General features: G+C 37.0%; 14 protein-coding genes and 1 rRNA gene. 7 read left to right on the forward strand and 8 right to left on the reverse strand.

What is annotated here, in order from left to right; translation table 11 throughout:
* Positions 1–45 precede the first annotated feature (45 nt).
* A 5S ribosomal RNA gene (rrf, locus tag M9C82_00605) occupies positions 46–160 on the forward strand.
* An 11-nt stretch (positions 161–171) separates the two neighbouring features.
* Here the strand turns inward: rrf and M9C82_00610 are convergent.
* The 4 genes from M9C82_00610 to M9C82_00625 are packed head-to-tail and all read right to left on the reverse strand — an operon-like array spanning position 172 to position 4,965.
* Positions 172–978, reverse strand: a complete 807-nt coding sequence (locus M9C82_00610; protein URQ73665.1) for a hypothetical protein — start codon at positions 976–978, stop codon at positions 172–174.
* Positions 979–1,016: 38 nt separating this feature from the next.
* Positions 1,017–2,168: a ferritin-like domain-containing protein gene (locus tag M9C82_00615; GenBank protein ID URQ73666.1), complete on the reverse strand. Its 1,152-nt coding sequence runs from the start codon at positions 2,166–2,168 to the stop codon at positions 1,017–1,019.
* Between the two features lie 59 nt (positions 2,169–2,227).
* Entirely contained in the window at positions 2,228–3,976 is a 1,749-nt protein-coding gene (locus M9C82_00620; GenBank protein ID URQ73667.1) for a hypothetical protein, read from the reverse strand.
* Positions 3,973–4,965, reverse strand: a complete 993-nt coding sequence (locus M9C82_00625) for an AAA family ATPase (protein ID URQ73668.1) — start codon at positions 4,963–4,965, stop codon at positions 3,973–3,975. Before M9C82_00625 ends, M9C82_00620 begins: the two co-directional genes overlap by 4 nt.
* 103 nt (positions 4,966–5,068) lie before the next feature.
* Between M9C82_00625 and cysE the strand changes: the two genes are divergently transcribed.
* From cysE to M9C82_00655, 6 genes are all read left to right on the forward strand, one after another.
* On the forward strand, positions 5,069–5,857 hold the full coding sequence (cysE, locus tag M9C82_00630; GenBank protein ID URQ73669.1) for a serine O-acetyltransferase: 789 nt from the start codon (positions 5,069–5,071) through the stop codon (positions 5,855–5,857).
* 1 nt (position 5,858) lies between these two features.
* Positions 5,859–6,731 (forward strand): acyl-CoA thioesterase II, encoded by an 873-nt coding sequence (gene tesB / locus M9C82_00635; GenBank protein URQ73670.1) that lies wholly within the window; start codon positions 5,859–5,861, stop codon positions 6,729–6,731.
* On the forward strand, positions 6,728–7,258 hold the full coding sequence (locus tag M9C82_00640; protein URQ73671.1) for an iron transporter: 531 nt from the start codon (positions 6,728–6,730) through the stop codon (positions 7,256–7,258). Before tesB ends, M9C82_00640 begins: the two co-directional genes overlap by 4 nt.
* A gap of 3 nt (positions 7,259–7,261) precedes the next feature.
* Positions 7,262–7,471 carry a hypothetical protein gene (locus M9C82_00645; GenBank protein ID URQ73672.1) on the forward strand — a complete coding sequence of 70 codons (210 nt, stop codon included), beginning with the start codon at positions 7,262–7,264 and terminating at the stop codon, positions 7,469–7,471.
* 9 nt (positions 7,472–7,480) lie between these two features.
* Positions 7,481–8,056 carry a carboxymuconolactone decarboxylase family protein gene (locus M9C82_00650; GenBank protein ID URQ73673.1) on the forward strand — a complete coding sequence of 192 codons (576 nt, stop codon included), beginning with the start codon at positions 7,481–7,483 and terminating at the stop codon, positions 8,054–8,056.
* Between the two features lie 113 nt (positions 8,057–8,169).
* The gene (locus tag M9C82_00655) at positions 8,170–11,220 is read left to right on the forward strand and encodes a TonB-dependent receptor (GenBank protein ID URQ73674.1); all 3,051 of its coding nucleotides are present in this window, start codon (positions 8,170–8,172) and stop codon (positions 11,218–11,220) included.
* A 65-nt stretch (positions 11,221–11,285) separates the two neighbouring features.
* Here the strand turns inward: M9C82_00655 and M9C82_00660 are convergent, their stop codons facing one another.
* The 4 genes from M9C82_00660 to M9C82_00675 all read right to left on the reverse strand — a co-directional run bounded on the left by M9C82_00660 (position 11,286) and on the right by M9C82_00675 (position 18,989).
* Complete coding sequence (locus M9C82_00660; GenBank protein URQ73675.1) at positions 11,286–12,737, reverse strand: glutamate synthase subunit beta; 1,452 nt, start codon at positions 12,735–12,737, stop codon at positions 11,286–11,288.
* Positions 12,738–17,291: a glutamate synthase large subunit gene (gene gltB / locus M9C82_00665; protein URQ73676.1), complete on the reverse strand. Its 4,554-nt coding sequence runs from the start codon at positions 17,289–17,291 to the stop codon at positions 12,738–12,740.
* 122 nt (positions 17,292–17,413) lie between these two features.
* Positions 17,414–18,493 carry a 3-dehydroquinate synthase gene (aroB, locus tag M9C82_00670; GenBank protein ID URQ73677.1) on the reverse strand — a complete coding sequence of 360 codons (1,080 nt, stop codon included), beginning with the start codon at positions 18,491–18,493 and terminating at the stop codon, positions 17,414–17,416.
* On the reverse strand, positions 18,486–18,989 hold the full coding sequence (locus tag M9C82_00675; protein ID URQ73678.1) for a shikimate kinase: 504 nt from the start codon (positions 18,987–18,989) through the stop codon (positions 18,486–18,488). Before M9C82_00675 ends, aroB begins: the two co-directional genes overlap by 8 nt.
* Positions 18,990–19,055: the final 66 nt, after the last annotated feature.

The following is a 19,055-nucleotide window of genomic DNA, read 5'->3' on the forward strand; positions in this document are numbered from 1 at the left end:
TAAAGACCTAATTTTTTTGGATCGCAATAATGAACAAGAATTTTGTCCGATGACAATAGCAAGTGTGACCCACCTGATTCCATATCGAACTCAGAAGTGAAACCACTTAGCGCCGATGGTAGTGTAGTTTTTTCTATGCGAGAGTAGGACATCGTCGGACTTCTTGTTAAATCAGATAGTCCCCACACAAATTGCGTACTCACCGTTTTCGTGGAAAAGAGGCTCTATATTAATTACTCTAAATCCATCAATTAGCATTTCTCTGAGAAGATCGTATTTATAAGATCTTCCAATTACGTATACTTTTTTTATGTCGTTTATAGAAGCTATTGTAATAGCTGTTTTTAAAATTGTTTGTCCTACCATGCTTATTATTCCGGCAGCTAAATCTTCTTTGTTGCAATCTGAATAATCTATTTTTCCAAAATTCACTGCGCTTGCAGATTCTGGTAGATTTCCAATAGGACCTGAAATTACATCTTTCAATAAAAGGTCTACTTTTTCTCTCTTCCCTTTAGAGGAGAGAGAATTTATTATTTTTGGATCGTCTTCACCAATAATCAATTTACTTAAACCCCTTATGGTTCCTCCACCTAATCCAGTTCCTCCGGCGTGGAGAATGTCACCTTCATTAAAGATTGCGCATGCTGAACCAGACCCAAGACTCATGACCATAAATCTCTCCTCTTTAGGATGAAAAGTATTCATTGCTCCTTTAACAATTGCTTCGACTTCGTTGTAATGTTTTATTTCAATTCCTTTATAAGACGAACCTAAAGCTTCGTGCTTACCTCCGGTAACCCCAATTATTTGTAAATTAGAAACATCATCTGTACAGGATGAGATTAATTCTTTCAAAAAATCTACAGAAGTATTTTTTGAGAAAAAAGTTTTAAATTTAAAATTAGCTCCATCAACTATAACTACATCGGTATTAGTTATACCAAAGTCGATTCCTAACTTAATAGATTTGGACATGCGCTGTCTGTCATGAACAGCTTAATTTTTATCAAAAACTAAGCGTTAGCTTGCGCTTCTTGAATTGTAGCAAGCATTTCATCAGAATCTTTTTTAACTTGATCTGAGGATTCTAGAGGCTTGGAAATTTCAGCCCAGTCAATCTCATAATCACTTGCAGCATTTTCATACTCAAGAATACCAAGTTCTTCGTATTTAGGTCTTACAGAGTCAGTAAGCAAACCAATTCTTTTTAGATTTGGCATAACTCTTGAAAATAAAAAGCTTCTGAATTGGTCTAAACCACCATTATTTAATTGAAATATTCTGGCTTCTTCATGAGACATTTTTAGAAACTTAGTCATCGCACCAGTGTTTATTAATCTATCTTTAGAAACTACACAGGCTTCAAAAGCGAACTCGGCTCTTTCTTCAATTTCATCAGGAGATAGAGTTTTAACAAAATCCTCTAAATAATTAATTCCAAAAGTTACGTGACGCGCCTCGTCTCTGATGATGTAATGAAGAAGAGTTTGCAAAAGAGGGTCTCGGGCAGAGAGCTTCATGTTAGTAAAGGCCGCAAGAGCAAGTCCCTCAATAATAATTTGCATTCCAATGAATTTTAAATCCCATCTTTCATCAGTAAGTATTTTGTCTAATAAAGCTTTTAAATTAGGGTTTATAGGATAGTGAAAACCAATTTTTTCTTGTAAATAACGATTGAAAACTTCAACGTGTCTAGCTTCGTCAAAAGTTTGAGAAGCAGCGTACATTTTTGCGTTAAAAGTTGGAGCACAACTTGCTATTTGTGAAGCTACTAGTAGCGCACCTTGTTCACCGTGAAGAAATTGGCATAGAACCTCAGCAGTTTCATGCCTGTCAAATTCAATTTTTTCTTCTTCAGACAATGCTTTGTAAGCATCTAGTTGTTCGTGAGGAAATTCAACTCCATCTATTCCTACAAGAGGTTCGTCGGATGGATGGGTATAACTCCAATCCAGATCTATTGAGCCATTCCAATTTAGTTCTTTTCCAAGTTCGTAAAGTTTTTTTATTCTATTTTCTGCTACTGTGTAGTCCCAATTATAAGAACCGGTAAGAGGCGTGTTAAAGATTTCTACAACATCTTCAACATCTTTTTCTTTAAGATCTAGTTCGTCGTCAAAATAAACTAAATCTTCGGGGGGACCCTGTCTTTTTGTAATTTTCATAATGGTAAATTATTCCTTTGAGCTCTTAAAGTCAACATTTTTAATGTGTAATATTTTCCTTATCTTTCGGCAAATAATTCGGTTAGTTGCTCCAACATAACACCACCTAATTCTTCTGCTCTATGAATTGTTACGGCCTTGGAATAATACCTTGTTACATCATGACCAATGCCAATTGCAATGAGATCAATATCTGTTTTATTTTCAATATCTTTTATAACTGATTTCAAATGATTGTCTAAATAGCTTGTTGAATTAGTAGATAAAGTGCTGTCATCGACAGGCGCTCCATCGGAAATCACCATAAGAATTTGTCTTTGCTCTGGTCTTTTAAATAACCTACTACAAGCCCAAAGAAGCGCTTCTCCGTCAACGTTTTCTTTGAGCAATCCCTCCCGCAGCATTAATCCTAGGTTTTTTTTTGCTCTTCTCCAGGCGAGATCTGCAGGTTTAAAAATAATATGACTGAGATCGTTAAGCCTCCCTGGATTGCTTGGTTTTCCGCATTCAACCCATAACTTACGGCTGTCTCCGCCTTTCCAATGTTTTGTTGTGAAACCTAAGATTTCTGTTTTTATGTTACACCTGTCTAATGTCGCCCCAATGATATCTGCTGAAATTGCGGCTGTTGTCATGGATCTACCTCTCATTGAGCCAGAACTATCTACAAGAATAGTCACAACAGTGTCTTTAAATTTTGTGTCTTTTTCTTGTTTAAAGCTTAAAGGCGTTAAAGGGTCGGTTATTATTTTGGTTAATTTTGATGTATCCAATATCCCTTCATCTTTATCGTACTCCCAAGATCTATTTTGTTGAGCTAAAAGTAATCTCTGAAGTCTATTAGCTAATTTAGCAATTACACTTTTGCTTGGATCTATTAATTGATCTAATCTTATCCTAAGTCTCTTGAGCTCTTCTTGTGCGCATAGATCTTCTGCATCGACAATTTCATCAAAGTCTCTACAAAAAACTTTGTATTCTTGATTATTTTCGACATTAAATAATTCCTCTAATTTGGATCTATTTTCGACCCAATTTTCATCTGAGTCTTCGACCTCTTCTTCTTCAAATTCCATTTCTTCTGAAGATTCAGAATCAGTTGGAGACTCTTCCGAAGAACCTTCTTCTTGAGGCTCTTCATCTTGATTTTCCTCATCTGATTCTTCGTCTTCATTATCGTCGTCATCCGATGAACTTTCTTCTTTTTGTTCTTCCTCTTCAAATTTAATGTTTAGTTCCTTAAGAAGATTTTGAATGCTTTCAAGATATAACTCCTTGTCCTTAATATTTTTTTTTAGTTCAGGAATAAATTTTTTCTCTACTTTTTTTAAATCCTCACTGAATGGTTCCAAAATTTTTTCTTCAAGAGCTGTAAATTTATTTCCTAATATTTTCCCTTTGATCCAAATATCTAGAATTTTGTTGATACTCTCAATCGCTGACTCTGGTTTAAACGCTTCAAGTTCTTCAACGAAATTATTTCTAAGATTGCTCTTGAGACCTTTATATTGAAGCGAACCTAAGACTTCGATCCGTACGCTGTTTTGCACCGAGAGGCTTTGATCTAATTCATTAATACCTGTTATTTCACTTCTTGATTCGTTAGAAAATTTCTCTTTCAAAGCTATCTTGTCAGCTTTCGCTCTGCTTAAGCTTAATCCACGTAAAGAGCTTTCTGGAAGAGGAATTGAATTAGAATGAATTGAATCACTTCCAAAATTAAGTTCTAAGTCAGTTTTAGAGGAAATTGCTCTTGAAGAGGAAGAGAGCGCTTCCTTTAATATTTGTTCTTTTGATCTATCACTCAATCTTGATCTATCAGATTGCTTATTGAATCAGATGTTTCTTGATCAAAACATCTTTGAAAATATTCAGCAATGATTGGTTTTTCAGTTTCATCGCACTTATTTAGGAAGCTTAATTCAAAAGAAGAAACTAAATCAGAAAAAATTTGATAATTTTCCGCCCAACTTATTACTGTTCTGGGCGACATCAAATTGGAGATGTCACCATTTTTGAAGCCTTCTCGAGTAAGGTTTGCTAGCTCGATCATATTTTTTACAATTTCCGAGCCTTTTTTATTGTCTAAACCCTTTACTTTTGACAAGACTACTTTCGTTTCCAATTCGACGCTCAAATAATTTAAACATGAGACTATTTGCCATCTGTCCATTTGACCTTGGTTGATTTGTTGGGTGCCGTGGTAGAGACCAGTGCTGTCCCCAAGGCCGACAGTGTTTGCGGTAGCAAAAAGTCTGAAGAAAGGATTAGGGGTTAGGACTCTGTTTTGATCTAAGAGAGTTAACCTTCCGTCAACTTCGAGCACACGCTGAATTACGAACATTACATCAGGTCTACCAGCATCGTACTCGTCAAAAACCAAGGCGGTTGGATTCTGAATGGCCCAAGGAAGGATACCCTCTTGAAACTTTGTGACTTGTTTGTCTTTTTCTAAAGTAATAGCGTCTTTACCTAAGAGATCCAATCTGCTGATGTGTGAATCTAAATTGATTCTGACACAAGGCCAATTTAACCTAGCCGCAACTTGCTCAATATGAGTAGATTTTCCAGAGCCATGAAGACCTTGGATCATGACTCTTCGGTTGTCAGAAAAGCCAGCTAAAATTGCGAGGGTTGTGCTTTTATCGAAACAATAAGTATCGTCAACATCTGGAACGTATTCGTTAGCTTCCGCAAAGGCAGGTACTTCAAAATCAGCGTCTATACCGAAAGTGTTCCCAACGTTTAGTGAAATATCGGGTTTATTTTTAGAGAAGTTGCTATATGTTGTTGCCATAGTATAGAAGGTTACTTATTATCCTTTTTTCATTTAAAACAGCAAGATAATATACTTACGATCTAGTAAACTATTCGATTTCAAATCTATCTAAACTAAGCTTATGACGGAAAAAGAAATCTGGTTAGAAATCCAGGAAGAGGCCAAATCATTGTCTAAGGATCAATCATTGTCTGATTCTTACTTAGACGAATATGTTGCTGATTTCGACAAGTTGTCTGACAGCATAGGTTTCAAAATTGCCAATGATTTAGGTCAAGATGTTTCGTCAAAAGCTTTTTCGAATAAATTTCTTTTCGCTGAATTAAAAAAAGTTTACGAAGATTCTAATATTTTGGATGGATTGGTTTTGGATCTACTTGCAGTAAAACAAAGAGATCCGGCATCTACTGGATATTTATCAACTCTGCTGTTTTCCAAAGGCTTTCTAGCATTACAAACGCACAGAGCAAGTCATTACTTTTTAAAAAGTGGAGAAACTTTGTTGGCTAGTTTTCTTCACAGTCAAGCATCGAAAATATATAGCGTAGATATTCACCCAGCTGCAAGGATTGGAGTCGGGGTGATGCTAGATCACGCGACCGGAATTGTGATTGGTGAAACCAGTGTAATCGAAAATGATGTATCAATCTTTCAAGGAGTAACCCTTGGTGGAACTGGAAAAATTACCGGAGATAGGCACCCTAAGGTTAGGAAAGGAGTATTGATTAGCGCGGGAGCTAAAATTTTGGGAAATGTTGAAATCGGTCAAGGTGCCAAAGTAGCTGCTGGAAGCGTCGTTCTTGATGACGTCGAAATGAATACAACAGTAGCAGGTGTTCCCGCAATTGCTGTTGGCAAGCCAAGTTCTGATTCTCCTGCTAAAACAGTTGACCATTCAATCAAAGAATAAAATGTCAGATCAAAAGCTACTAGATGAATTAATCAAGACTTTGAATCTTGAGAAACTCGAAGAAAATTTATTTCGAGGACAAAGTGAACAAACTGCTTGGGGCAGAGTTTTTGGTGGGCAGGTAATAGGTCAGGCACTTAGCGCAACTCAAGAAACTGTAGACAATTCAAGAAAAGCTCATTCTTTGCATGCTTATTTTTTAAGACCTGGAAGAATTGATATGCCCATTCTTTACGACGTGCAAAGAATTAGAGATGGGAAAAGCTTTACCACACGAACAGTCAATGCGATTCAAAACGGAGAGTATATTTTTAATATGTCCGTTTCATTCAAAATATCCGAAGAAGGTCTAGAGCATCAATTTGAAATGCCAGATGTTCCGAGTCCTGAAGAATTAAAGAGCGATAGGGAGTTTAGAGAAGAAATGAAAGACAAAATCCCTAAAGCAATGCTTGAGGGGTTTTTGAGAGACAAACCAATTGAAATTAGAAACGTAGAAAATTTAAATCCATTTGATAATGAGAAGGGCGAACCTTTCAAAAATATGTGGATTAAAGCCTCTGGGAAATTACCGGACAATCATTTAATTCATCAAGGAGTTTTAGCTTATGCATCGGATATGGGCTTGCTTGGAACTTCTCAGCGACCGCATGGATTTAGTTTTGGAGCTTATGAAAAACTTCAAGTAGCCAGTCTTGACCATGCGATGTGGTTTCACCGAGAGTTTAGGGCCGATGAGTGGTTGCTATATTCTTTAGATAGCCCATCAGCCAGCAATGCAAACGGATTCAATAGAGGAAATATTTTTACTCAAGACGGTAAATTAGTTGCGTCAGCAGTTCAAGAAGGATTAATAAGAGTTAAAGACAAATGAAACAATTTCTTCAGTTAGTATTTATTTTTTTTTGTATTAATGTTTCAACAGAAGAAATGATCATTGGATCAGAAAGAATAGATCCTGGAATTAAAATAGTTTTTGAAGCTGCTCCAAAAGACACAGTTTTTCCTGAAAAATTTTACTTAGCAGAATCAGAGACAGATATACATATTGAAATGCTGGCCAACTGGTCAGAAGATAATCTTGTTTCAGTGCCCTCAGGCGGTTTTGTTGCTTATCTCAAAGTGAAAGCTATCATTTCAAACGAAAAAGGAGCAATTATCGAAACCGATTTAACCCCACATTTAAATTTAGTGGACAATTTACATTACGCTCAGAATATTAAGTTACCTGGTAGCATCAAAGATCTTTACGACGTGACTTTCATTATTGAGCCTCCTGATAGCAAGTCTTTTGGAATACATTACGATTGGCACGAAAAGTTTGGAGGCTTAATTCAAGAAAGTTTTTTTACGTATAAAAATTTAAATTTTGAGCAAATAGCAATTAAACAGAGAAGATAAAAGATGAATTTCGGAATGTTTGTTATTGGCGCAGTGGTATTTTTGATTAGTTTTACTTTTTTTAAAATAAGCGCTTTTTTGAAAACTAAAGATCTCGAAGTTTCATGGAAAAAACTTTTTATGGTGTTTTTTGTGGACTATTTTATTTTAGTAGTTGGCGTCTTGGGGACTGGCATAATTTTTGTGTCTTTATTTAATTCTTTTCATGGATAAAATTAAGTAATGAACATTTCTTATATCGATACAAAAAAGAGAGAGGATTTTCCTGAGTTTGAAAGATTATTTAAATTAGTTGAATCTTTTATGGGGTATCTACCAAACTCGTATTTACTTATGGCTGATAAGCCTGAGCTGCTTGAAGCTTTCGCAAAAATGTCCGCCGCGGTCTTTAATACTGTTTCCTTGGATATGCAGTCAAAACAGTTGATTGCCCTAGCTTCCAGCTTAAGTTCCGGATGCAAATATTGCCAGTCGCATACCTCTCATGGCGCGGAACGGGCAGGAGTTGCTAATGAAAAAATAGCCGATATTCTTAACTACCAAAATAGCGAGCATTATCAACCAAAAGAAAAAGCGCTTTTAGATCTTGCCTTCGCTTCAGGAGAGGTTCCAAACGGCGCAACAAAAACTCACTTTGATAATTTGAGAAAATATTTTTCAAAACAGCAAATTATAGACATGGTTTCTGTGATTGCTTTCTTCGGGTTTTTAAATCGGTGGAACGATACTTTTGGTACCGAAATAGAAGCAGTACCGGCAGAATATATTAACGAAATTTTAAAGCCAAAAAATTGGTAATAAAAAATTTTTTTTTAGCTTCCTTTCATTCTAGATGTAAATTAAAAAATTCGAGGACTTTTGAAAAAAAAATGTTATAAAAATAGTATTAATTAAACATTATGGGGGAGATTATGTTTAAAAAATTAAGTTTTATTATTTTTATTTCTTCTGCTTTGGTATTTGCTCAAGAAGAAGAGGTTCAAGTAATCGGTTCCTTGATTAAAGGAACGCCAATTGATTCGGGTTCTCCGATCACAGTATTAGATTCTGCAGATATTGCCGCACAAGGTAATTTAAACATCGTGGAATTGATAAAAATGGTTCCTGGTAGTACTGGTATGGATGGTGAATCTAACCAGTTTGGATCGAATGCTGCTGAGGGAATTTCAAATATTAATTTAAGAGGTCTTGGTACCCAGCGAACTTTGGTGTTAGTAAACGGAAAAAGACAAGTTACCGCGCCATTGAGTACGGGAGCTGGAAGATCCGTTAATCTGCATGATTTTCCATTGTCTGCGATCAGTAGAATTGAAATTCTAAAAGAGGGTGCAGCTGCAACGTATGGATCGGATGCGATTTCAGGTGTGGTGAATTTTATTACCGATGGAACTTTTGAAGGCTTAAGAATGAATGTTGCTGGAAAAGGTATACCAAATGCTCAAGACGATGGTAGAGAATTTTCAATCACTTACGGAACAATGTTGCCTAATGACGCCAATTTACTTGTTTCTTTCGGGCATCAATTTAAGCCTGAATTAAGAGCGGCAGATACTGTCTATGGTTTAAAGTCTTATGCTGCTAACACTAGAGGTGGATATTCTTCCATGGGTAATCCAGGAACTTTTACGAGTGATAGTACTGAAGGAGCGCCTGCAAACGCAGCCTTAGGTTTCGGCGGAAATTACTTCTTGGCAGATCCTGGTTGTAACGCAGCTGGCGGTACTTTTACTGCGCTAGGGGCGTATGGAACAGATGTAGAAGCTGACGTGGCACTCGCAGGATTTTGTAGGTATCAGTACACCTACTTTGATAACGTTCAAGAAGAGCAAGAGAATAACCAATTGTGGTTAGAGCTCAATGGGTCAATTAATGATAACGATTACCGTGTGGAATTTGCTTACAGTACTACTGAAGTGCCTCATTATGCTACTTCGCCGTCCTATCCGCCAAGTAATCCTAAAACTAATACCATTCCTGACAATCACCCAGGTATGGCTGTGCTTTGCGCAGACTATCCAACTTTTTGTGATGCACTTACTGATGAAAATTATGGCGGGGATGGAACCAACAGAGCGGCATTGCATGGTATCAGAACCAGATCGATGGGAGCTTCAGGAAACCCATTTGGTAATTCTCAAGGAGCTCAAACAGAGCACAGAGAATACGATACCTACAGGTTTGCTTTCAATTTTGAGGGCAATTTGACCGATGACGTTCAATATTCAACAAGTTTTAATCTTTCTAACAGTGAAGGGGAGCTTTCTTCATCAGACACTCAACAAAGTAAATTTTTGGCAGCTCTCTGGGGCTATGGTGGTCCAGACTGTGATGCTGAGCTTACCGGCTTGACAACTAGTGCAACCGACAGAACTCCAACATTTAAAGTAAGTTCTACTGGCGCTGCAATTGCAGCTTCGGTAGTTCAATCAACTACTCGACCAGCGGGTTGTCTTTATGTGAATCCTCTTTCTAACGCTGTGCAACAAGCGATGCAAAGAGATCATAGCACTGCTGATGGAGCAAGAATGGGAGTTAATCCTAATTATGATGCCTCAGTTGCCAACTCTACTGCGTTACTTAGATACTTAACTGATCAGAGAATAACTCTATCAGAATCAGAATTAATGACTTTTGATTTTATCGCGCAAGGAACTTTGCCAAGCATCTCATTCGATGCTGGAGAAGCTGCCTGGGCTGTGGGTTACGAAAGAAGAGATTACAATCTTAAAACTTCGACTCCAGCAAGAGCTGGACCAACAGCAACTAACGCTATGACTAATATTCATAATGGAGACTTGTATCCATGTTTGATTCCTGAGCAAAATGAGACCGCTGCTGGAAGAGCTGCTTGTGCTTCAAATCCAGTGGGACTCTTCATGTTCTTGGCACCAACTTTTGATAGCGACCAAGATCAAGACGTTGACTCTTTATTCGCTGAATTGGCCTTGCCGGTCAGTGATGATCTAGACGTTCAGCTCGCTATTAGATATGAAGATTATGGCACTGTTGATTCAATAGACCCGAAAGTAGTAGTTAGATATTCTCCTACCGATACGGTCACATTGAGATTTACTGGGCAAACTACCTTTAGAGCGCCTCATCCAGACGAAACTTCTAGAACTAGGGTTACTGCACTTCAGTACGTAAACCAAACCGGTGCTTTTAAAGCTGTCGACTTAACTGGAAACACCAATTTGGAGCCAGAAGAAGCTACCACTTATAACATTGGTTTAATAACTGATTTTGGAACCGACAATTGGACGGCGACTTTAGATTACTATAACTTTGAGTTTGATAATCCAATTATTAACGAAAACCACCAGCAATTAGCCAATGCTTATGGAGCTGGCGGTGCTGGTAAAGCTGCCATTCAAAGCCAAATCTTTGGTGGAACTAACCTAGTGAACGATGGTTCCTTTGGAGTCGGAGATATCGCTAGAATTCAATCAAATTACGTTAACGGTCCAAAAACTGAAACCGACGGATTGGATTTATTTATTAAGTATGATACTGATGTTGGTAACGGAACTTTATCAACAGGTTTAGAAGCTAACGCTATATTGGGGTATTCTGTCGCAGATTATAATGTTGGCGGAGCATTAGTAGCTGCAGCTTACGAGTGCGCTGGGTTCTTCAACATCAACAATACTTGCAGACCAATGCCTGAACAAAAAGGTAAAGGTTTTGTAAATTATGTGGATGCTAAACATAATTTCTATGGTGCTGTAAATTACATTTCAAGCTATTACAACCGAAGAGATTCTGGAAGAGTAGCTGAACACAGGACTTTCGATGCCACTTATACTTACAGTATGAACGATTCGACAGACCTGTCATTCTCCGTTTATAACATTGCAGATAAATTGCCACCTTTTGTAAATTGGGAGATGAACTATGACGCTTATACTCATAGTCCACTCGGAAGATTTGTTAAAGCTGGTTTCACTTATAGATTGCAATAAAAACTAATTTCATGAGGCTCATTATGTGGGCCTCATGGGATGATAAATCTTAATTAAATATTATTTTATTCTAAAGTGGTTTGACCCATTAACTCTTGGTCAATCTCACGTGCTGCAGCTCTACCCTCATTAATCGCCCAGACAACTAATGATTGGCCACGACGACAGTCGCCCGCGGCAAAAACTTTTGGGTGAGAAGTTTTGTGAATGTTATGCTCGGCTTTGAAATTGGATCTTTCGTCTAGATCTAAATTTAAGTTTTCATTCAGATAATGCTCTGGTCCTAAAAACCCCATTGCTAAAAGCACTAAATCTGCTCTCCAGATTTTTTCTGTTCCCGGAATTTCTTTAAAATCCTTATCTACCTTGACTGTTTTTATTCCAGTTAATTTTCCATTCTTATCTCTCAAGAATTCTTTTCCAGAGACTGAATACTCTCTTGGATCCTTACCAAATACTTCCCTTGATTCTTCATGTCCGTAATCCACTTTATAGATTCTTGGAAATAGTGGCCAAGGATTGTTGTCCATTCTGTCCTGAGGAAGCTCTGGCATAATTTCAAAATTGGTCAGAGACTTACATCCGTGTCTTAGAGAAGTTCCTAAGCAATCATTTCCGGTGTCTCCACCTCCAATAACAATTACATTTTTACCTTTGGCGTTAATATAGTTTTCATCGCTTAGTTTGCTGTCTAGAAGACTTTTAGTGTTTTGTCCCAAAAACTCCATTGCAAAATAGACGCCATCTCCTTCTCGATTAGGAATTGGCAAGTCTCTTGGTTTAGTTGCTCCGGTAGTAAGCAGCACAATATCATTAGATTCAACTAATTCATCTACTGATATGTCATTTATTTCGCTTCCACCTATGTTGCAACCAGTATGGAACTTAATACCTTCTTTCTCCATGATATCTATGCGCATATCTATAATAGACTTGTCTAATTTCATGTTTGGAATTCCGTACATCATGAGGCCGCCAATTCTATCGGCTCGCTCATAGACTTCAACAGAGTGACCGACGCTATTAAGTTGTTGCGCAGCTGATAGTCCTGCTGGACCAGAACCAACGATGGCTATTTTTTTATTTGTTCTGACTTTTGGTATAACAGGTTTCAGCCATCCGGATTCAATACCTTTGTCCGCAATAGCGAATTCAAGATTTTTTATGGTGACTGGAGATTCAGTAATACCCAAAACACATGCGCCTTCACAAACTGCAGGACAAACTCTTCCAGTAACTTCTGGGAAATTATTAGTTTTTAAAAGTCTATTAAATGCTTCTTCCCATTTTTCGTTATAAACCAAGTCATTCCACTCTGGAATTAGATTATAAACTGGGCAACCTTCTCCTGATTGACAAAAGGGCACTCCACAATTCATGCATCGAGATGCTTGAGTATTTAGAAGAGATTCATCATGATCGGTATAAATCTCTTTGAAATCAATTATTCTCTCTTTTGCCGGCCTATAAGGCTCAACGACTCGCTCGTGTTCTTTAAATCCTGTAACCTTTCCCATTTAACTTACCTTTAATTTTTGTTCATCCATTTCTTGGAGAACTCTTTTAAAATCAGTGGGCATAACTTTCACAAAATTATGTGTCTCTCTCTTCCAATTATCCAGAATTTTTTTTGCAACACTAGACCCAGTGTATCTGAAATGTTTTTCTAATAATTCTTTTAACTCATCTAAGTCCTCTTTTATTTTCAATTTTTCTAACTCAAAGGTGCTCAAATTACATTTTTTTTCAAAAGACTTGTCTTGGTCATAAACGTAAGCAATACCGCCACTCATGCCGGCACCAAAGTTTCGACCAGTTTTGCCAAGGATTACAGCTCTTCCACCAGTCATGTATTCGCAGCCATGATCACCAATGCCTTCAACGACTACTCTGGCTCCACTGTTTCTTACACAAAATCTTTCTGCCGCAATACCTCGAAAATAAGCCTCTCCACCTGTAGCTCCATACAAAGCGACATTACCTAACAAGATGTTTTCTTCAGGGACGAATTTACTATCCTTGGGAGGATAAATTATTATTTTTCCTCCAGAGAGTCCTTTTCCAACATAATCGTTAGCGTCTCCTTCTAAGGAGATGGTCATTCCTTTGGTAATCCAAGCTCCGAGGCTTTGTCCCGCAGAGCCCTTCAGATTAAGATTAATTGTGTCGTTGGGAAGACCGTTAGCGCCCCAAATTTTAGAAATCTCATTTGAAAGAATTGTTCCAAATACTCTATTGGTGTTACCGATGTTTAGGTTCACGGTAATTTTTTGTTTGGTCTCAATATTGTTTTTAATTGTCTTAACTAAAGCCATATCCATTGATTTCTGCAGGTTATGATTTTGTTCTTGAGTGTTATAGACTTCTGTATTCTCAAAGACTTTTTTTGCTGGAGTAAGAATTTTTGATAGGTCAAGGCCGTCTCTTTTCCAATGATTGATAGCATCTTCCATTTCAAGTAAATCCACTCTTCCAATCAAATCATTTAGGTTCTTTATTCCAAGTTTCGCCATAATCATCCTTAATTCTTTGGCAACCATGAATAAATAGTTCACGACATTTTCAGGACTTCCATGAAACTTTTTTCTTAGCTCTTTGTCTTGTGTCGCAATACCAACAGGACAAGTATTTAAATGACATTTTCTCATCATGATGCACCCTAAAGTAACGAGTGGGGCTGTAGAAAAACCAAATTCCTCGGCACCAAGAATGGCCGCAATTGCCACATCTCTTCCAGTTTTGAGTTGTCCATCCGTTTGCAGAACTACTCTTGAACGTAAATTATTCATCACAAGTGTTTGATGAGTTTCAGCAATGCCTAATTCCCAGGGTAGCCCGGCGTGTTTGATGGAAGTCAAAGGAGATGCTCCAGTTCCGCCGTCATGACCAGCTATAACAAGATGGTCTGTTTTTGCTTTAACTACTCCAGCAGCAATGGTTCCAACTCCAATTTCAGAGACCAATTTCACACTGATTCTAGAGCTACGATTGGCATTTTTCAAATCATGAATAAGTTGAGCAATGTCTTCGATGGAATAAATATCATGATGAGGTGGAGGACTGATAAGGCCTACTCCAGGAGTAGAATGTCTTATCTTTGCGATGTAGTCATCGACCTTTGTTCCCGGTAGTTCTCCACCTTCTCCGGGTTTAGCGCCCTGAGCAATTTTTATTTGAAGTTCATCTGAATTGGTAAGGTACCACATGGTCACTCCAAATCTTCCCGAGGCTACTTGTTTGATGGCCGATCTTTTTGAATCTCCATTCTCAAGAGGTTTAAATCTAATAGGATCCTCACCACCTTCGCCAGTATTGGATTTACCTCCTAGTTTATTCATTGCAAGAGCGAGAGATTCATGTGCTTCCGTAGAGATAGAGCCAAGCGACATAGCGCCAGTAGCAAATCTTTTCACTATTTCCTTTTCGGGCTCAACTTCCTCTAGAGGTAATTCAGAATCAGAAAATTTAAATTTCATTAAACCTCTTAAGGTACTATTTTTTGTCGTCTGTTCATTAGCATGATCAGCGAATTTCCAATAAGCAGTTTCGTCGTTGTTTCTGGAAGCAAGTTGCAAAGCAGAAATAGTTTTAGGATCCCACATGTGGCTGTCGCCTCCATTTCTCCAATGAAAATCTCCGGGATTAGGAAGAGTGCTAACTTTGTTTTGACTTATTTCAGGAAAACCGATTTCGTGTCGTCTTTCAATCTCTTTAGTGAGAACTTGAAAATCAATTCCTTGAACTCTGCTAGGAGTGCCTGGAAAAGAGAACTCAATAATTTCATCCGCTAAGCCTACTGCTTCAAATATTTGGGCACCTTTATAAGATTGGAGAGTGGAAATTCCCATTTTTGCCATAACTTTTAGCATGCCTTTGGCCACACCTTTTTTATAGGCATTGACAAGATCTTTTATACCTTTAAGGTTTTCATCTTTCAGCAATCCATCTTTTAAAGATTTTGCGAGTACATCAAATGCTAGATAGGGATTGATTGCGTCTGCACCATAGCCAACAAGCAAACAATGATGATGAACTTCTCTAGCTTCTCCTGTTTCTATAATTATTCCAATTTGTGTACGCTTTTCTCCTTTTACTAGATGATGATGCACGGTAGAGCACGCAAGCAAGGAACTTAGAGCAATATTTTTCTGAGAGATATTTCTGTCAGAAAGAACTATAAAGGAATAACCCTCATTAATTGCTTCTTCTGCTTCTCTACAAATTCTAGATAAAGCAGCTTTTAAACCTTTTTCCCCTTTTCCTCTAGGATATGTAATGTCTATAGTTTTGGTTTTCCAACCAAAGTTCTTAATGTCTTTAATTTTTGCTAATTCAAGGTTGGATAGTATCGGATGCTCAAGGTTAAGTCGGTTTACATTTTTCTCATGATTTTCCAGTAAGTTACCTTCAGGGCCAATAAGACATTTAAGTGACATGATCACTTCTTCTCTTATTGAGTCAATTGGAGGATTTGTAATTTGTGCGAAAAGTTGCTTGAAGTAATCATAGATCATCCTTGGCTTGTCTGACAAGCAGGCCAATGCCGCATCATTGCCCATAGAGCCAAGTGGGTCTCTTAGTTCAGTAACAAGTGGTAAGAGCATAAATTCAAGTGTTTCGGTGGTGTAACCAAAAGCCTGCATTTTCGGGATTAGATTTTCTTCTTTTGGATTTTTTCTTGTGGTTTTGAGATCTTTAAGATTAACTATTTGATTTTTATTCCATTCTTTATATGGTAATTGAGAGGCAACTTCTTTTTTGATTTCTTCGTCAGAAATTAATTTTCCTTTTTCAAAATCGATTAAAAACATTTTACCCGGTTGAAGCCTGCCCTTAGTAACAACGCTTTTAGAATCCACTGGAAGGACTCCAACTTCTGAGGCCATAATAACTTTGTCGTCATCGGTAACATAAAACCTACTGGGCCTGAGACCATTCCTATCTAGAACGGCGCCAACCATTTTTCCATCAGTAAAAACAATTGAAGCTGGCCCGTCCCAAGGCTCCATAAAAGAAGAAGCGTATTCATAAAAAGCTTTTTTCTTTTGTGACATCTCTTTATCGTTTTGCCAAGCTTCTGGAATCATCATCATTATCGCTTCTGGAATTTTTCTTCCTGACATAATTAGAAATTCAAGTACATTATCGAAACTGCCAGAATCAGAACAATCAGGTTCGGCAATGGGGAAGAGTTTTTTTAGGTTTTTTCCAAAAAGCTGGCTCTCTGCCATACCTTGCCTGGCTCTCATAAGATTTATGTTTCCTTTCAGAGTATTAATTTCTCCGTTGTGACACATGTATCTGCAGGGTTGAGCCCTGTCCCACGAAGGAAAAGTATTAGTGCTAAACCTTGAATGCACCATTGCGAGATGTGTTTTGAGCTCTTTGTTCTCAAGGTCAGGGAAAAAAGGGAATAACTGCGCAGGAGTTAACATTCCTTTATAAATTATTAGTCTTGAAGAAAGAGAGGAGGCATAAAACATCAAACCTTGAGAAAGATTTTCTTCAAATCTCAATCTCTTGCTAAAGATTTTTCTGCAAAGATAAAGTTTTCTTTCAAACTCGTCCTGTGAAATTTTTCCTTTAGAACCGATGAAAATTTGTTCTATTTCAGGCTGACAGCTTAGAGCGGCAGGACCCACGTTAGCTTTTTTTTGATTTATGGGAACTTTTCTCCAGCCTATAAAGCTTAATCCTTCTCTAGCAACTGTTTCCTCTACTATTTTTTTACATAGGTCATACTCTTTTTTGATTTGAGGTAAAAAAAGGTTTCCAACTGCATATTTGCCTTCTTCTGGCAGAATTAAATCTAAAGCTTTAGCTTCTTTTTGAAAAAATGAGTCCGGCAGGGCTAGGAGAATACCAGCACCATCTCCAGTATTTTCTTCAAAGCCACAACCCCCTCTATGGTCCATTCTGGAGTTAATTAAATAAGCGTTATCCATGATTTCTCTGGAGGGAACTCCTTTCACATTTGCAACAAGACCAACTCCACACGAGTCTCTTTCAAAGTCTGGATCGTAAAGTCCCTTTTTTTTGGGTCTGTCTAAAAAATATCTATTTTTTGGCACAAATTACACCTAATTCGGTAAATTGAAGTCCTTAACGCTTGGACTTAGCGTCACTTTTCGAGCATGTGAAATGCAGTTCATTAAGATATTAGTAAAAAAACCGCTAAAAGTGAATTATTTGCTTATATCTTTAAGCTTTCCTTGAGAAGATTTTCGTCAACTTCGTTCGAAATTTCAGCTCTTCCAACAGAATTTAAGATAATAAACCTTAATTTATTTGAAAGAATTTTTTTATCTCTACTCATTGCCTCTCTAAAGTCGCTATATTTAAAATTTTTTGGTAGCTTAGTTGGCAATCCAGCTGATTTTATAAGTTTTTTAATGCGATCGAACTCATTTTTAGAGATTTTTTTCATTAAGAAAGACAAATTAGAAGCACAAACCATACCCAATCCGACAGCTTGCCCGTGGGAAAACCCTTCTAACGCCATAGCTGACTCAAACGCATGACCATAAGTATGTCCAAAATTTAAAAGGGCGCGGTCGCCAAGTTCTTTTTCATCATTTGATACTATTGAGGATTTGATTAATGAAGACTCATAAATTATTTGAATCAAACTTTCTTTATCACCAGCAATTTTATTTATAATTTTTTTCTCTAACTCTTCAAACAGAGATTTATTAGCGATAAGCGAATGTTTGATAATTTCTGCCATTCCCTCTGCTATTTCAACTTCTCCAAGACTTGATAAAAGGTCAATATCTATTAGTACTAGATTGGGTTGATAAAAAGCTCCAATATTATTTTTAGCACCTTGAAAATTAATCCCCGTTTTTCCTCCTATTGCAGCGTCTACTTGAGCCAGCAGAGTAGAAGGAATTTGAATAAGATTCACGCCCCTTAAATAAGTTGAGGCTGCAAAGCCAACCATGTCTGTCGTTATTCCACCACCTAAAGAAATTAAAACACAGTCTCTATTAAACTTTTCTTCGTTTAAGACTTCAAAGATCGGTTGAAGACCCTCTAAACTTTTATTTTTTTCATTGGTCTTAATTTTAATCGAAATTAGCTTACTTGGATTAGATTTTGATAAGTTTGTTTTTAAGTCATCTAGAAATTCTTTTGGAACGTTTGAGTCTTTTATAATCAGAACTTGTTTACCCTCAACGAGCCACTTGAAATTATAGTTTTTAATAAGAGCCTGATTTATAACGAGCTCATAATTTGAAGATGCAGTTTTAACTTGGATTGATTTATTCATTAAAAATACTGACTATTTTATTAGCCAACTCTTCATTAGACATTGAATCTGAAAAAAATTCCATTTTCGCTATCTTTTTATATTTATTAATTCTCTTGTCATAAAGTTTTTGAAGAATTTCTTTTGGATTAGATGAATTAAGCAAAGGTCTTTTATCTGAACCTTTAGTGTTCTTGAATTGGCTATCAACTTTACTGTTTAAAAAGATCACATATTTTTCGTTCTTAAGTATATTAAGATTCTCTTCACTTTCTACTATCCCCCCTCCTGTGGAAACAATACAATTTTTTAATTCTAAAGATTTCTTTAAATACTCTGTCTCTATACTTCTGAAGTAAGCTTCACCATTAATTTCAAAGATTTTCTTTATAGACAAGTTAAAATCTTTTTCAATTTCCTTGTCCAAGTCAAATAGATCTTTATTTAACTCAGAACTTAAAATTTTTCCTATTTTTGATTTACCAGATCCCATCGGGCCAATTAGAAATATTTTCATTAAGCGCTCTTAAATATTAAAATACATTTTATCTTATTGCAGTCTTAGACAATGTTTTTCAATAAA

It is taken from the genome of SAR86 cluster bacterium (assembly GCA_023703675.1).
In the GTDB taxonomy this organism is placed as follows: Bacteria; Pseudomonadota; Gammaproteobacteria; order Magnimaribacterales; family AG-339-G14; genus AG-339-G14.

Bases quoted from the DNA above. Each gene is read 5' to 3' on its own strand.
- M9C82_00610 (URQ73665.1), bottom strand. From the start codon at position 978: ATGTCCAAATCTATTAAGTTAGGAATCGACTTTGGTATAACTAATACC.
- M9C82_00615 (URQ73666.1), bottom strand. From the start codon at position 2,168: ATGAAAATTACAAAAAGACAGGGTCCCCCCGAAGATTTAGTTTATTTT.
- M9C82_00625 (URQ73668.1), bottom strand. From the start codon at position 4,965: ATGGCAACAACATATAGCAACTTCTCTAAAAATAAACCCGATATTTCA.
- cysE (URQ73669.1), top strand. From the start codon at position 5,069: ATGACGGAAAAAGAAATCTGGTTAGAAATCCAGGAAGAGGCCAAATCA.
- tesB (URQ73670.1), top strand. From the start codon at position 5,859: ATGTCAGATCAAAAGCTACTAGATGAATTAATCAAGACTTTGAATCTT.
- M9C82_00640 (URQ73671.1), top strand. From the start codon at position 6,728: ATGAAACAATTTCTTCAGTTAGTATTTATTTTTTTTTGTATTAATGTT.
- M9C82_00645 (URQ73672.1), top strand. From the start codon at position 7,262: ATGAATTTCGGAATGTTTGTTATTGGCGCAGTGGTATTTTTGATTAGT.
- M9C82_00650 (URQ73673.1), top strand. From the start codon at position 7,481: ATGAACATTTCTTATATCGATACAAAAAAGAGAGAGGATTTTCCTGAG.
- M9C82_00655 (URQ73674.1), top strand. From the start codon at position 8,170: ATGTTTAAAAAATTAAGTTTTATTATTTTTATTTCTTCTGCTTTGGTA.
- M9C82_00660 (URQ73675.1), bottom strand. From the start codon at position 12,737: ATGGGAAAGGTTACAGGATTTAAAGAACACGAGCGAGTCGTTGAGCCT.
- aroB (URQ73677.1), bottom strand. From the start codon at position 18,493: ATGAATAAATCAATCCAAGTTAAAACTGCATCTTCAAATTATGAGCTC.
- M9C82_00675 (URQ73678.1), bottom strand. From the start codon at position 18,989: ATGAAAATATTTCTAATTGGCCCGATGGGATCTGGTAAATCAAAAATA.